9 protein-coding genes are annotated in these 14,556 nt (G+C 47.8%); all 9 read left to right on the forward strand.

Features of this window, described 5'->3' with window-relative positions:
* The first annotated feature begins 46 nt into the window (after positions 1–46).
* The 9 genes from P2H89_RS05415 to P2H89_RS05455 all read left to right on the forward strand — a co-directional run bounded on the left by P2H89_RS05415 (position 47) and on the right by P2H89_RS05455 (position 14,555).
* Positions 47–1,381, forward strand: a complete 1,335-nt coding sequence (locus tag P2H89_RS05415) for a glycoside hydrolase family 71/99-like protein (RefSeq protein ID WP_275825542.1) — start codon at positions 47–49, stop codon at positions 1,379–1,381.
* Positions 1,382–1,496: 115 nt separating this feature from the next.
* Positions 1,497–2,771 (forward strand): glycoside hydrolase family 71/99-like protein, encoded by a 1,275-nt coding sequence (locus tag P2H89_RS05420; RefSeq protein ID WP_275825544.1) that lies wholly within the window; start codon positions 1,497–1,499, stop codon positions 2,769–2,771.
* A 344-nt stretch (positions 2,772–3,115) separates the two neighbouring features.
* Complete coding sequence (locus tag P2H89_RS05425) at positions 3,116–6,274, forward strand: TonB-dependent receptor (RefSeq protein ID WP_275825546.1); 3,159 nt, start codon at positions 3,116–3,118, stop codon at positions 6,272–6,274.
* 22 nt (positions 6,275–6,296) lie between these two features.
* A complete protein-coding gene (locus P2H89_RS05430) occupies positions 6,297–8,240 on the forward strand; it encodes a RagB/SusD family nutrient uptake outer membrane protein (RefSeq protein WP_275825547.1) in 1,944 nt (647 codons plus the stop codon).
* Between the two features lie 18 nt (positions 8,241–8,258).
* Positions 8,259–8,990, forward strand: coding sequence for a DUF3823 domain-containing protein (locus tag P2H89_RS05435; RefSeq protein WP_275825548.1), 732 nt, complete (start codon positions 8,259–8,261; stop codon positions 8,988–8,990).
* 153 nt (positions 8,991–9,143) lie between these two features.
* On the forward strand, positions 9,144–11,948 hold the full coding sequence (locus tag P2H89_RS05440) for a glycosyl hydrolase family 28-related protein (protein ID WP_275825549.1): 2,805 nt from the start codon (positions 9,144–9,146) through the stop codon (positions 11,946–11,948).
* 156 nt (positions 11,949–12,104) lie between these two features.
* Positions 12,105–12,755, forward strand: coding sequence for a hypothetical protein (locus tag P2H89_RS05445; protein WP_275825550.1), 651 nt, complete (start codon positions 12,105–12,107; stop codon positions 12,753–12,755).
* Between the two features lie 50 nt (positions 12,756–12,805).
* Positions 12,806–13,423 (forward strand): hypothetical protein, encoded by a 618-nt coding sequence (locus P2H89_RS05450; RefSeq protein WP_275825551.1) that lies wholly within the window; start codon positions 12,806–12,808, stop codon positions 13,421–13,423.
* Positions 13,424–13,469: 46 nt separating this feature from the next.
* Positions 13,470–14,555, forward strand: coding sequence for an FUSC family protein (locus P2H89_RS05455; protein ID WP_275825552.1), 1,086 nt, complete (start codon positions 13,470–13,472; stop codon positions 14,553–14,555).
* The last annotated feature ends 1 nt before the right edge of the window (position 14,556 follow it).

Raw genomic sequence — 14,556 nt, forward strand, 5'->3', positions numbered from 1 at the left:
TAGGGCTGTACCCTGGTTTTCGGCTTGTACACCAAAACTTGACCATATGAGAATATTACCAGGGCTTATTATGATGCCTGCTTTATGCGTCGTCCTTTGCTGTTCAAAGAAGGGAGGCAACAACCCGGCACCGCCCGATCCTCCTGAACCACCGCCGGTAAAGGAAGTGGTGTACGATGAAACCGGTTGCCTGTACACTTCTTATGATAAGCTCGTCATGGCAGGCTATCAGGGATGGTTTGCCGCCCAGGGCGATGCATCGGAAAGGGGCTGGTACCATTACCAGAATGGCAATTGTGGTGGTTTCCTGCCAGGTTGCTCGTCCGTCGATTTCTGGCCCGATATCTCCGAGTACACGAAGAAATACAAATCGCCTTTCCAGTTTGCGAATGGTACCGATGCATATCTGTATAGTCCGTACGATGAAGAAAGTGTCGATCTGCATTTCAAGTGGATGAAGGACTACGGTATTGACGGCGTATTTATGCAGCGTTTCGTTGGAGAGATAAAGCCTGACAATGTGAAGGGCAAGCGGCATTTCAACAAGGTATTGGAGAATGCCCTGAAAGCGGCGAAGAAATATAGTCGCGCCATTTGCGTGATGTATGACCTCAGCGGTTGCTCGCCCGAAGATGTGGCCTATCTCGAACAGGACTGGAACGAATTACAATCGCTCTTCGCGCTGTTCGATAACAAGCAGAACCCTACCTACCTGCGGCACAATAAAAAGCCACTGGTGGTGATCTGGGGTGTAGGGTTTAATGATAACCGGAAATACACGACAAGTGATGTCGACAAACTGGTTGACAAGATCAAGGGGCCAACGAAGAAAGTGTCGGTTATGCTCGGAGTGCCTTATTACTGGCGCTCGCTGAAGAATGACACGGATCCTTCCGCCGCTTTGCATACGCTCATCAAAAAATGCGATATCGTATTGCCGTGGGCGGTGGGCCGCTATGGTAATGACAATTACAATAATGTGGCGGGCCTCGAACTGATTGGCGATATGCAATGGTGCGCAACCAATAATATCACGTATGTGCCGCTGGTGTTTCCGGGATTCAGCTGGGGCAACCTGAAAATGGATGCCACTCAATACAATTCGATACCGCGGTACAAAGGAGACTTCCTGTGGAAGCAGGTGGCAGGGGCGAAGAACCAGGGGGCTCAAAGTTTGTACGTGGCCATGTTCGACGAGATCGACGAAGGGACGGCCATCTATAAATGCGCCAGGGAATCTGAACTACCGTTGCATGGCAGTCGCAAATTCGTTGGCATCGAGAACGAAGTCGCCTCCGATTATTACCTATGGCTTACCGGAGAAGCCGGTAAATGGTTTCATGGCGCAGCAGGTTATACTGCTACCAAACCTATACGATAAACATTTTCCATAATGCAAGTGAACATTCCAACCCCGGTATGTTTCTACATGCCGGGCTTGAATGTTACCCTACAGGCATCGATTGCCGGGAACTCACAACAACTCAACACCAAAAATGAAAACAAACGTATTGATCTCGCTAACCGTGTGCCTGTTCATGTGCGTTGGATTGCAGGCGCAGTCAAAGCACAGTAAGGAAACGAAGTACCCCAGTTACAAAGGATTGGTGATGGCCGGTTACCAGGGATGGTTCCGGGCGCAGGGCGACGGCACCAACGCCCGGCGTTTTGCCTATGGCAGCGAAGAACGTACAGGCATCGATATGTGGCCCGATGTAGCTGAATACGCAAAGACCTATGAAACACCCTGGAAACTGGCCGACGGTAAGCCCGCCCGTTTTTTTAGCAGTCACGATAAAAGTGCGGTCGATCTGCATTTCAAATGGATGCAACAATATGGAGTAGACGGCGTATTCATGCAACGCTTTTTCGGCAATGCGAAAGGGCGGGATAGTGCCTCCTCCACTATTCTGAAAAATGCCTTCGAAGCGGCATCCAGGTACGGCCGGGCCATTGCGGTGATGTATGACCTTTCCGGGCTGCGTGGTTCCAATGAAGACTGCAGCGCTTTGATTGAAGACTGGAAGTTCCTGGTCAACCAGTTAAAAGTAACCAACCAGCCGGGTGCGAAAACCTATTTGCAGCACAATGGCAAGCCGGTAGTGGCCATTTGGGGCGTGGGATTTCCCGACCGGCCCTATAATATCCGGAATATCGGGCTGGAGAAACTGATCGACTTTTTGAAGAACGATCCGGAGTATGGTGGTTGTGCCATTATGCTCGGCGTGCCGGCATTCTTTCGCACGTTGAATGCCGATTGTTTACCCGATCCTTACTTGCACACACTGATCAAACAATGCGAACTGGTATTGCCGTGGAATGTACAGCGATACAGTCCGTTGCTGCATAATGATATGGACCGTTTCCGCGACAATACGATCGCCGACCTGGAATGGTGCCACGAAAACAAAGTGGAATATGTACCCTGTGTATATCCAGGATTCAGCTGGCATAACCTGAGCAAGTATGAATTCCCCGACGACGTGAAGCCGGTGGCTTCGATTCCCCGGCAGGGTGGCCGGTTTTACTGGCAGCAGATCACTACCGCCATCAACGCTGGCGCATCAATGCTCTATGTGGCCATGTTCGACGAGGTAAACGAAGCGACGGCGATCTTTAAGGTAACGGACGCACCGCCGGTTAGTACAGTAACCTCCTTTGTTGGCAATGACGGAAAGCCATCGGATCATTATTTATGGCTTACCGGGGAAGCAGCAAAGATGCTGCGCAATGAAAAGCCGCTCAGCTTGAAAATGCCGGAGCGGAAATAGATGTTGAAGTCTTACATCTCACGCTGTTGTGTGAATGGCCTTTTTCAAAAAATACTTTAAATATGAGAAAATTAATGCCCCAATTAGAAGAATCTTAATGCCCTGATTAATCCCCTGCGGGTATTTTCAACATTCGATTCTTTTAACCCTTTTGCTTTGATTTGAACCATTGCCGGGTAATTCCCGCAATAGTTTTTGAACAATTCTAAAACTAACGAACATGCTGCCGGAAAAGAAATTTGCGCGCTGCTTTCATCCTCCTTGAGCGCCATCATTCCACCTTGTCAATAATCTCCTTGTTTAAACTTGCAATTTTCAACGATGATCTTGCAAAAAATACACATATGAATAAAATAAACTACCTGCTTTTGATGATTTTCTTAATCCCCGTGAGTCTATTCGCACAATCGACCCAGGTTCGTGGTGTGGTAAAGGACTCCGCTTCCGGAAGCCCGCTGAACGGCGTTTCTGTTCAGCTGAGGAGCGCCAAGGGGAAGCTTGCTGAGACGATCACCAATATCAATGGAGAATACCAACTCCAGTCAACAACAACTGCTACCAGGATCATTTTTACCCACATGGGTATGGCTACTATTGATGAAAAAATCGATGGCAGAACCGAAATCAGTGTTATTCTGGCGCCCACTCCACTGAATCTTGGAGACGTGGTGGTGGTAGGTTATACCTCCCAGAAAAAAGAAACGCTCACCGGTGCGGTATCGGCCATTAAGGGATCTGAAATGGTTCGCACCAGAACGGAGAACACGCTGAATACCCTGACAGGTAAAGTACCTGGGGTGCGTGTTGTTCAGAAGAGCTCCCGGCCCGGTTCCTACGACGCAACGATCGATATTCGTGGCATGGGGGCGGGCAATCCGCCGGTGCCACCACTATTTGTCATTGATGGGATCGTTCGCGATAAAGATTACTTCGCCCGTATGAGCCCCGAAGAAATTGAGAGCGTTTCTGTACTGAAAGATGGATCAGCTGCCGTGTATGGCCTGCGTGCCGGCAATGGCGTTATCCTGGTTACCACTAAAACCGGTAAATCGCAAGCTGGCAAAGTGGATATTATTTTCAACTCCAGCTTTTCAAACCAGCAATACCTGTATGTTCCGGAAGGGGTGAATACACAAGACTATATGACCCTGAGGAATGAACAGAACTGGCAGGATTTCGGAGGAAATTACCTGGTGCGTCGGAATCCAATTTTTACTGATGAGCAAATGTCTCCTTATAAGAACGGAACCAAACAGTCGTACTACTGGATGGACGAAGTGTTCAGGAAAAATACGCCTCAATATAACACCAGTCTGAGCGTAAGTGGTGGTAATGAAAAGATACGCTACTACTTTAACCTGGATTATACAAAACAGGAAGGTTCTTATAAAAGCGGTGATCTGAAATCGGAGCGATGGGCCCTGCGCAGCAACCTCGATGCCCAGATCACAAAAGGACTGAAAGCAAGGGTTCAAATTGGAACGATATTGACGACCACGCAACAACCCAATGGTTCGGGTTGGTCAACTTATAAGGCTGCCTGGCTGATGCGTCCGGATGCACCTTTTTATGCCAACGATAATCCGGCCTACCCCAATGGCGACAATAATTTACTGTATGATGGCAACAACATGATCGTACAAACCAATGCCGATTACGTTGGGTTAAACACCGACAGGGACAAGAGATACAATGGAACCCTGCGACTGGAATATGAGATACCCGGCATCAAAGGCTTGTCGGCAAAAGGGTTGTTCGATTACTCCATGCGCCTTCCCGATTACAATAATTACCACCGGGCTTTTAATTTATTCCGCTTTAATCCAAACGATAGCACCTATTCCACGGTACCAAGGTCTGTACCTTCCACGATAGAAAAGGGCACCAGTACGATCTATGAAAGAACCATGCAGGCTGGTTTATACTATGTTAATTCTTTCAGCAGGCATAATGTCACCAGCTTCCTTACGTATGAGCAAACCTATAATCAATTCGATGGCTTTAGCGCTTTCCGCGAGATCATGGTTGAATCTCAATACCTGTTTGCAGGGGAGGACAATCGTCAGCGTGCCAACGGGCAAACTCCTTCGGACCGTGCCAGCAAGTCTTTGATAGGATCAGTAACGTATGACTTTGGCCGAAAATACCTGGTAGATTTTAAGTTCCGCTATGATGGATCTTCCCGTTTCCCCGATGGCAAGCGTTTTGGATTCTTCCCGGCAGTATCGGCTGGCTGGCGCTTGAGCGAAGAACGATTTATCAAGAATAATGTTGAATTCCTGTCAGAATTGAAGTTGCGAGGTTCTTATGGAGAAATGGGTGATGACGGTTCTGCGGGCAACTATCCGCCAACACCAGGATATAACCTTACTCCCAATGAAAGGGGTTGGTATTTTGGCAATCCACCCGTGTTGAATGGTGGTGTTACTCCTTCTGCCATTCCGAATCCCAACCTGACCTGGTATAAAATAAAGAGTTACAATGCCGGTATTGATTTTGGTGTCCTGGATAATAAGATTACCGGCACCATTGAAGTGTACAGAAGAGACCGTTCCGGATTACTGGCAACAAGTGCTGCCGTTGTTCCGGGAACAGTTGGTGCCAACTTACCCCAGGAAAACCTCAACAGCGACCGGAACTTTGGTTATGAAATATCTGCAGCTTATAAAAACAAATACAGGGGCCTGTCTTATTATGTATCTGGTCAGATCTCTGCTACCAAGTACATGCGGACCGATTGGCTTGAATCAACAGCCAGCAATTCTTACGACAAATGGAGGAACCGCACAGCCAACCGCTACCAGAATATCTGGTGGGGCAATGAGTCGGGTGGCATGTTCTCCTCTTTGAATGAGATCCGGAACTTCAGTCTCCCCATGGGGCAGGGTGCATTGCCTGGTGACTGGTACCTGACCGACTGGAATGGTGATGGTGTGGTGGATGGAAATGACGACCATCCGATCGCTACCAATGGTCTTCCTGTATTTAACTACGGAATTTCAATTGGCGGCTCCTGGAAGAATTTTGATTTTGCGATGGATTGGCAGGGTGCGCATGGTGTTTATGTGCAATATGGTGAAGTACTTGTTGAGGCATTGCCTTTTGGCGGACAAAATACCTTGTCATGGTTTATGGACCGCTGGCGTCCGGAAGATCCGAAAGCCGATTATTTCAGTCCGAACACCAAATGGATTTCCGGCTACTATCCGGCAACAGGCCACGACGGGCGTAGAGCTGGCACCAACGGTGTTATGAACGCATCCTATATACGTTTGAAAACGGCGGAAATTGGCTATACGTTCAGTAGCAGAATGCTTGCGACAACCGGCGTAAAAGAACTCAGGTTCTTCGTGAGCGGGTATAACCTGTTGACCTTTACACCGCTTAGAAATGTAGATCCTGAGCGTCCTGGTGCTGCCGGCGGTGCTTCCACCAATTACATCGACTTTTATAATGACCCCATTACCAGAACCTTTACAGGCGGACTGAAACTTAAATTCTAAAAACAGTTTGAACTAGTACATCATGAAAAGATATATTTTATTATATACGGTGCTTTTGGCAATGGTCTTTTCTGCCTGTCAAAAGTTGGACCTTGAGCCTAAAGGCATACTGGGTCAACCAGAACTCTTTGGTAATGAGTTTGGCGTAAAGAAATATTTTACCGGTATTTACAACAACCTGCCCATTGAAGACTTCAACTATTACGGGAATAACAACCCGAGCGGGGGCAACGCATTCCGGCCGGATAACTATTGGGAAGCGGGCAAGAATAGCCAGGGAAACTGCAGTGGTGAGTTCTTTAATACCTGGCAGGGCGTTAACAATGGCGGTTTTGGCTACTGGCCCTACGACCGCATCCGCGACGTGAACATCTTTATTCAGGATTTTCCTACCTATAAAAGCAAGTTTTCGGATGCCGCATACAATGCTTTGATGGGTGAAGCGTATTTCCTGCGCGCCTTCTTTTATTTTGGAATGGCCAAGCGGTATGGTGGCGTTCCCATCGTTAAAACCGTACAGAACCCCCTGTCTCCAAAGGATTCACTGGAAGTTCCCCGCAATACGGAGTACGATACCTGGAAATTTATCTATACCGACCTGAAATTTGCGATAGACAATATGCCGGCAACCAGCGAGTATGGACGTGCCAATAAATTTGTAGCGGCTGCGCTCATGTCAAGGGCCATGGTGTATGCGGGTTCCATTGCAAAATACACCACGTACATGAACTATGGTTCGGAGAAGGCGTACACGGCCGGATTGGCGGGTATCGATCCGGGCAAAGCCAATGAGTTTTTCCAATACGCTGTGAATGCCGGTAAACTGATAGAAACCGGCTCTTATTCCCTGTACACGAAGAACTATCCTGATAAGGCATTGAACTTTGCCAACCTTTTCTTAGATGCAAGCTCTACCGAAAACATATTTGTGAAGGATTTTGATCAGACGGCTCCACACAATACGCGTCTGCGTCACACGTATGATGCCCTGATGGCCCCTCAGCCTGATATGTCCTCCTTTGTAGGTGCTGAGAGTTATCCTCCTTTCGACTTTATGGAGTTGTATGAAATGCCGGCCTACACGAATCCTGATGGCACACCGGTTCGGTTTACCAACAGGAGCGATATCAAGATCGATATGGAGCCGCGCATGAAGGGTACCATGTATTTTGATGGCGACTTGCTGAGAGGTAAAGCATTCAGTATTCAAAAGGGAATCTATCGTAATTATACCGGAACGGCAGCCGATGCACAACGCGGTAGCAATGGAGCGCCTATCAACAGCGGCGGTAACCGGATACTGGGTGGAAGAGGTTGGACTACCGTCATCAACGGGGTGACCTTGAATATCACGGGAGCGCATGGCCATTTCGATGATCAGGGTGGAGAGAACAACGGCTGGGGTGCGGCATTCGTGCGTAAGTACGTGAACCCGGCTCCGACGCCTGCTGAAGTATCTGTTTATACCAGCGGCACAGCCTGGATCGTATTCCGTTTGGGTGAGGTTTACCTGAATACTGCAGAAGCCCTGTATGAACTGGGCCAAAGAAATGAGGCGTTCGACTATATCGAAAAATTGCGCGTTCGTGCAGGATGTAAGGTGCCCCGGCCAGCTATCGATGCGGCAACAACCAATATAGGCACGATCAACAAAGCGAACTATCCGTATCAGATCGAAAAGTCTTTGCAGTTTATCCGCGATGAACGTGAGCGTGAACTGTACGGAGAAAATCATTGGTGGTGGGATCTTCGCAGGTGGAGGGTCGCAGACCAGGTGTTGAACCAGTTCCGTCCCAGGGTACTTAGCTGCTATTATGTGGCCAGTGAAGGAAAGTATATCTACCTGGATGAAACGAACAGGATCAACAGGACATGGTCCGCCAATAAGGCTTGTTTTTACGAACCAATCCCTGGGGGTGAAATTCAAAAGAACAGCAAGCTGTTGCCAAACAATCCCTTGTATTAACCAATTATCATTACAATCATGAAGAAGACAACTTATATAATCTTAGGGATGACGATGCTGATGTTTTCATCCTGCTATAAGAAAGACAACTGGTCAGAGCCTGACGCACGGGTGTATGGAAATATCATTGATTCCTACACCAAGAAGCCGCTGCTGACTTCTCAGAATGATTGGTCTATCCGTATCTGGGAAAGGTCCTGGAAGGAGTCGACCCCCATTAATCAAAACATCCCGGTTAAACAGGATGGTTCCTATAACAACAACAAGTTGTTTGCGGGCTCTTATGATATGCTTCCCGTGGGCGGAGCTTTCTGGCCATTCGTGGATACGGCGAAGGGTGTAACATACACCAAGGGAGGCGCTCAGCAGGATTTCACCGTGACTCCCTATTTGCAGGTAGTTGATCTCACGGCAACAGTAACGGGAACGAACCTCACGTTGACATGCCGCATCAAAGCGCCGAAACGCACGGGGCTCCCCAATCTGGTAGAAGTTAAACCTTTCATTAGCTTAACTTCATTTGTTGGTGAATCCAATTACATCAATATCGCCGAGTATAACGACAAAAGGATCCAGATCAATAAATCATGGGTCGATGAGAACGGCGATGTTGAAACGAGCAAGCTGTATACGATCGGACCATTGCCGGTTAAATCTGGTTATACTTATAACGTACGCGTGGGCGCCAACGTTAATGATACGTATAAAAAGTATAACTATTCAGAGATCAAGCAGGTTATTGTGCCGTAAATTCAAAAGATTGGCAATATGACCACATGAAAAGGGTGTCTACTGCTAATGGGCACCCTTTTCAATTTTGTAACAAACCAATAAAAGATTGTGACTGTGAACTGCATACCTCTTCGCACAACAAATACAAAGTCAAAGTTGGGCATAGTGGCCATGATGGCTATTGTGGCAATGTTTATTACTGCCAGCGCGAATGCCCAGGCTGTAACGAACAAGCAGCCAACGATCCACCGTAGCGTTAAAACCATGTACCCGACCAAAGATTGGGTCGTTGCTGATTATGTAGTGACTGATCCGAAGTTTGGGGCGAAGGCCAGGGCTGGATTCGACAACAGGGCAGCTTTCCAGGCGGCTATTGACGCTGCCTATAACAACGGAGGTGGTGTAGTGTACATTCCCGCAGGTAATTACGAGTTCCGTAGTACACAAGCCGGAACCAGGAATGTGCGGGTTCGAAAAGGTACAGAGGAAGTTAGGAAGGACTTTGAATATCAGTATGTGCTGAATCTCCCCACGAGTGTGCAGCTTCGTGGTGATTGGGCGGACCCTGAATTGCACCAAGGAAAGGTTCTCGGAACCATTCTTGAGGTGCGGGTCGGTAAAGATGCGCCCAATTATAATGGAACTGTTGAAAGTTGGTGGAACGATGCACAGGCGGGCAACGCACTCCGCACTACCCATACCAGCATAGCAGACAGGTTCATTAATATGAATCCGGGAACCGGCGTAACGAACCTGTCCATTTGGTATCCTGAACAGGACATCGACAACGTTAAGCCATATCCCTGGACCTTGTATCAGCCAGACGGCGATTGCGTGACGATGGAACGCGTAACGCTGGTAAATTCCTACAACGGGTTTTATTCGGCTCCCAGCGAACTTCATTATGTTTTAAACAGCTATATCACTGCCCTTAATACTGGAGTTGAAGTACACATATGCACCGATATTGGACGGATAGAGAATGTCAAAATATCCCCCAGGTACTGGGCCCATTCGGGGTTGCCTGGTTCGCCCTCCCTGGCAAAGGTTGCCGGCTATACGAAAGCGAACGGCACAGGATTCAATATGCACCGCTCGGATTGGGAATATGTGTCTAAACTTTATGTAAACGACTATAAGACCGGCATGTGGGTTGGCAGAGAGCCCGGCTATTTCGATACTCCCAACGCACAGTTCTACGAAATTCACATCAAGAATTGCGATACGGGAATATTTGTCCAGGCTGTTAATCCATACGGGTTGCTCATTTCCAACTCCACCTTCGAAACTGAAAAAAATGGGAAGGCCGTATATTTTTACGACGATTTCAAAACTTCCGTTCAATTCAATGGAGTAGATTTTACCGGACCTATCGTGAGCGATGGAAGTGACGGGGTAATATCATTTGAAAACTGTACGTTCAACTCTCCCAACGAATATGCCCTCAAAATAAACAAAGGTAATGTACTGCTAACGCAGAGTGCGTTTAAAGGGCCTGCGGGCCACGTATGGCTGGGTCAGGACGTCTCTACGCTCAAATCGGTGAATTCCGGCTATAATGGCAAGCTGGACATCAAAAATGACAGCAGATCCGCCAAAGTCGAGATCAAAAGCGGCAAAGAATATGTATTTGCCCCGATCCCGAAAAATGTGGTGACAGACATTAAAGTACATCCCAGGCCGGCGTCTGATAAAGTGTTGAGGGTTGATCTGCCAAGGGTAACAGGTTTTAACAATGAACAACCGACAGAAGATGTATCGGCACTGTTGCAAGCGGCGCTTAACAACATGAAGGCGGCAGGCGGCGGTACCGTGTACCTGCCCGGTGGTAGATATCTGGTGAACAATCCCATCAAAATTCCTTCGGGCGTTGAACTGAGGGGCACATGGGACGTGCAGCACCATACGCAGAATGGTGGGGTTGGCCTGTTTACCACCTATGCCGGCGGAGCAGCCGGGGAAAAAGGTCCTTCGCTGATACAACTTGCGGCAGGGGCAGGTATCCGGGGATTGACCATAGCGCAACTTAATATAGCAACAGACGGTGCTACCGCAGAGAATCCCCGGAAGACGCCGTTCCTGATTCAGGGACAAGGTCAAAATGTGTACATCGTTAATATAACATCGATCGGTGATAAAGGACTGGACCTCGCTTCCTTTAATAGCAGCGGCCACTATGTTGACTATTTTGCTGGCGTACTGGCAAGAGCAGGCATTTGGGTAGGTGGCGGAGCTAAATTTGGATTTATACGGAACATGCAGCTCAATCCGCATTACGGATCACGGCTTCCACAAGGAGGGCAGGGTTATCCGAGAGTATCTTTGTCACGCTTCCTGCAATCAAATTGCAGTGCCCTTAAATTCGCCGATATTAAGAACCAGACGATATTCAATAATTTCGTGTATGGGTCATTTTACGGGCTGCATTTCCTGAAGGATGCAATAACGGGTAAGTATCCCGGAGAGATGACGGTGATCGGTCACGGTTCAGACGGCTGCTCGTATTCTTTATTTGTTGAAGATGCAGACCAAAATACCAAATTGATCGCCATTAATTCCGAATTGGTTTGTACACGAACAGCAGAGCCTGTGAGATCCTATATTCTTATGGGGGGCGAAGCGAATACCGGCAAAGTTCATCGGGATGCTCAGCTTATCCTATACAATACTGCATTTTGGGGCAGTCCTACCATAGGGGCTATCATAAATAATGGCACAGTGCGTTTTCAACAGGCAAACTTTCAGCGATCCGGCGCACCTGGTATAGACAACAGAGGCGGAAAAGTGCATGTATACTCTTCTTATTTTGCACAAAAAATGACGGGGGAGGCTACGGGCAACAACGTGTATACAAAGCTACATGCAGCCAACATCTCAACAGAGCTCACGAATAACGCTTACATCTCCGGGTACAGCGAAAGCAATACCCAGGCGGGCAAGATCTACGGAACTGATATTGCTCCCGACAAGAAGTAATAAGCCTGAAATTTCTGTAGAAAGTTAACAATAGCCGGCCACGCCGGCTATTGTTTTATTTGGATTCGGGTGAATGATATTATCGGTAATGCGCATGTGTTGGCGGTGTGGAGGATATTGGTTATTTTAGGCTTAACCACCTAAACCCTTACACGCTTGAGCAAACCATTTAAATGGCTGATCGGGATCAGCATCGTCTTCTCCGTGATCGTGCATTCCAGTAAGTTATGGCATCCACTTTTTAAACAATGGGATATATACATTGATTGGTTCCTGCTGGTCGTATTCCTGGCAATGCTAGTCATTGGCGGGGTGCAGCTTTACTACCTGAAACGTGAAAAGTGGAATAACCCGTCGAGGCGCAAGGTGGTGCTCCTGTTGCTGGTGACATTGATTGCCGCCTGGTTACTCCCTACTGCGAAATACGTGCAGAATGTGCATGGCCGGGAATGGCTGGTAGGGGATAATGAAGTATATTCCGGAGCTCATTTGCTACTCAGGTTTAAATCAAACAACCGGTTTACGGATGAAGGTCAGGTTGATCAAACTACACGCATCCATGGATCGTATGAAATAAAGGACAATGAATTGGTGCTGGAGTATGATAAAGAAATGAAACTCGGCTACCGTTATGCCTCTGTAATCGCTATTCCTCCTTATCCTGCCTTGCCCGATTCGGCTAAGGCTGGAGGATTGAAGAAATACACCCCTGTTCTCTCTGCAAAAGGCGAGGGTAGAAATCCCAATCGCCGGTTTTACAGGATCGTGAAATACGATTCCAGTTACCTGGCACCCAGGCGCAGGTAGATGTTCGATCGTTTTATGCTTACTCCTGCTTACCCTTAAAATAGAAATTCATGACCCGGAAATTGAAGATGTTAATTGGGATTTGTGCCTGCTATTTTTTGATCGTTCATTCGGCTTACTATTGGGAGCGGTACTTCGAAGGCTGGAATTTATTGTTCAGCATTGTATTAGGTATTTCATTTTTAGTATTGGGTATAGTATGGTTACGACTGGTGTTTCTTCTTTTTAAAGAACGAATGGCCAATAAGTCGAGAGTGGTTGTTGTGGCTGTATTAATGGCGGTGCTGGCGTCGGTGTTGTTTATCCGCACTGATCAATTCCTCGACGACCGGGTTGGTGAAGATTGGCTGGTGGCAGGGCACGAGGGAGCAGCCAATTGTACGAGTAAATATAGGTTCAGGACAAACGGACGGTTTACCGAACTGGGTGTATGTTTTGATATTTCCCGGAATGCCGGTAACTATACAGTAAAGGGCGATACACTTTTTCTAACCTATGATCATGCGCATCGGCAGAATTACGATTATGCGCTGATACTTCGGGATTCTCTATTTCATAATAAACTGGACAAGCCAATACTGCTTCTTATGAGCAGGAAGGACACGGGAATACAAGCTCCCTACGGAATTTCTGTGTGGGATACTTTGCAGCCTCGACCTGCTCCATGATCAAAGCCAACTGTATCGCTGCCTTTTTCCTACCTTTATTCTCTGCATGAATGGAACTATTCAAAAGGCCATCGGGAGGGAAATTAAGGCGCTGTTTGAGCTGAAGAAAACAGAGAGGCTTTGGCATATACCTGTCCTGGCTTCACTTTGTGTGGGCATACCACTACTGGCCGGACTGTATTTCAATAAACTCAACTACGGCATATTGGCCTGTACCGGCGGGCTGGTTATTCTGTATCTGCCTTCGGGTACCGTTGCCTCCCGGATGATCACGCTAATCTCCTGTTCATTCGGCTTCATGGTGTCACTGGCCATTAGCCTGTGTTTCAGTTTCAATCCCATCGTTTCATCGATTGTTCTTGGGCTCTTTGCTTTTGGCGTTCACTGGATCAAGCATTACTTTCACATGAAGCCGCCCGGCAGTTTCTTCTTCATCATGATCGCCTCTATTGGCAGTTGCATGAAGTTTGATCTGGAGGCCATTCCTACCCGCGTTGGATTAATAGGTATGGGTACTATGTTTGCGTGTATCCTGGCTTTCTTTTACAGTCTTTACATTACCCGCATATATCCTCCAAAAGAGGAGGCGTCGGTAACCCCTAAGAAATACATGGATGTGGTGGAGTCGGTGATCGTGGGAGGTTTTATGGCGCTATCACTGCTGGTGGGTCATCTCTTCAAACTCGATTTTCCTTACTGGCTGCCTATTTCCTGTGCCGCCGTGATGCAGGGCATTACCTTACAGCATGTGTGGCAGAGAAGCTTTCAGCGTATCCTGGGCACATTCATTGGGCTCGGGTTGGCGTGGTTATTCCTGCAATTTCATTTAACGCCCCTCCATATCTGCATAGCTATACTGGCGTTGCAATTCATTATCGAAGTGCTGGTGGTGAGGCATTATGCGCTGGCGGTGGTGTTCATTACCCCCATGACGATCTTCCTCGCGGAGGCCTCGGGTGCGCTGGTGCGCCATCCCAATGAGTTGATCGTGCTGCGTTTTTGGGATATCACGCTGGGCAGTTTGATCGGCGCCCTCGGTGGATGGATCTTGTACCACGAGCAATTGTACTACCACGCCTCCCGCCAGATCCGGCGAACGAAGTATATATTCTCCCGTAAGAAAAAGAAGTAGG

Origin of the sequence: Paraflavitalea sp. CAU 1676 (assembly GCF_029223285.1) — a bacterium.
Taxonomy (GTDB): domain Bacteria; phylum Bacteroidota; class Bacteroidia; order Chitinophagales; family Chitinophagaceae; genus Paraflavitalea.

What these genes read in the sequence shown, in the direction of transcription:
- P2H89_RS05440 (WP_275825549.1), top strand. Translation starts at nt 9,144, where the DNA reads ATGATGGCTATTGTGGCAATGTTTATTACTGCCAGCGCGAATGCCCAG.
- P2H89_RS05435 (WP_275825548.1), top strand. Translation starts at nt 8,259, where the DNA reads ATGAAGAAGACAACTTATATAATCTTAGGGATGACGATGCTGATGTTT.
- P2H89_RS05455 (WP_275825552.1), top strand. Translation starts at nt 13,470, where the DNA reads ATGAATGGAACTATTCAAAAGGCCATCGGGAGGGAAATTAAGGCGCTG.
- P2H89_RS05430 (WP_275825547.1), top strand. Translation starts at nt 6,297, where the DNA reads ATGAAAAGATATATTTTATTATATACGGTGCTTTTGGCAATGGTCTTT.
- P2H89_RS05450 (WP_275825551.1), top strand. Translation starts at nt 12,806, where the DNA reads ATGACCCGGAAATTGAAGATGTTAATTGGGATTTGTGCCTGCTATTTT.
- P2H89_RS05420 (WP_275825544.1), top strand. Translation starts at nt 1,497, where the DNA reads ATGAAAACAAACGTATTGATCTCGCTAACCGTGTGCCTGTTCATGTGC.
- P2H89_RS05415 (WP_275825542.1), top strand. Translation starts at nt 47, where the DNA reads ATGAGAATATTACCAGGGCTTATTATGATGCCTGCTTTATGCGTCGTC.
- P2H89_RS05425 (WP_275825546.1), top strand. Translation starts at nt 3,116, where the DNA reads ATGAATAAAATAAACTACCTGCTTTTGATGATTTTCTTAATCCCCGTG.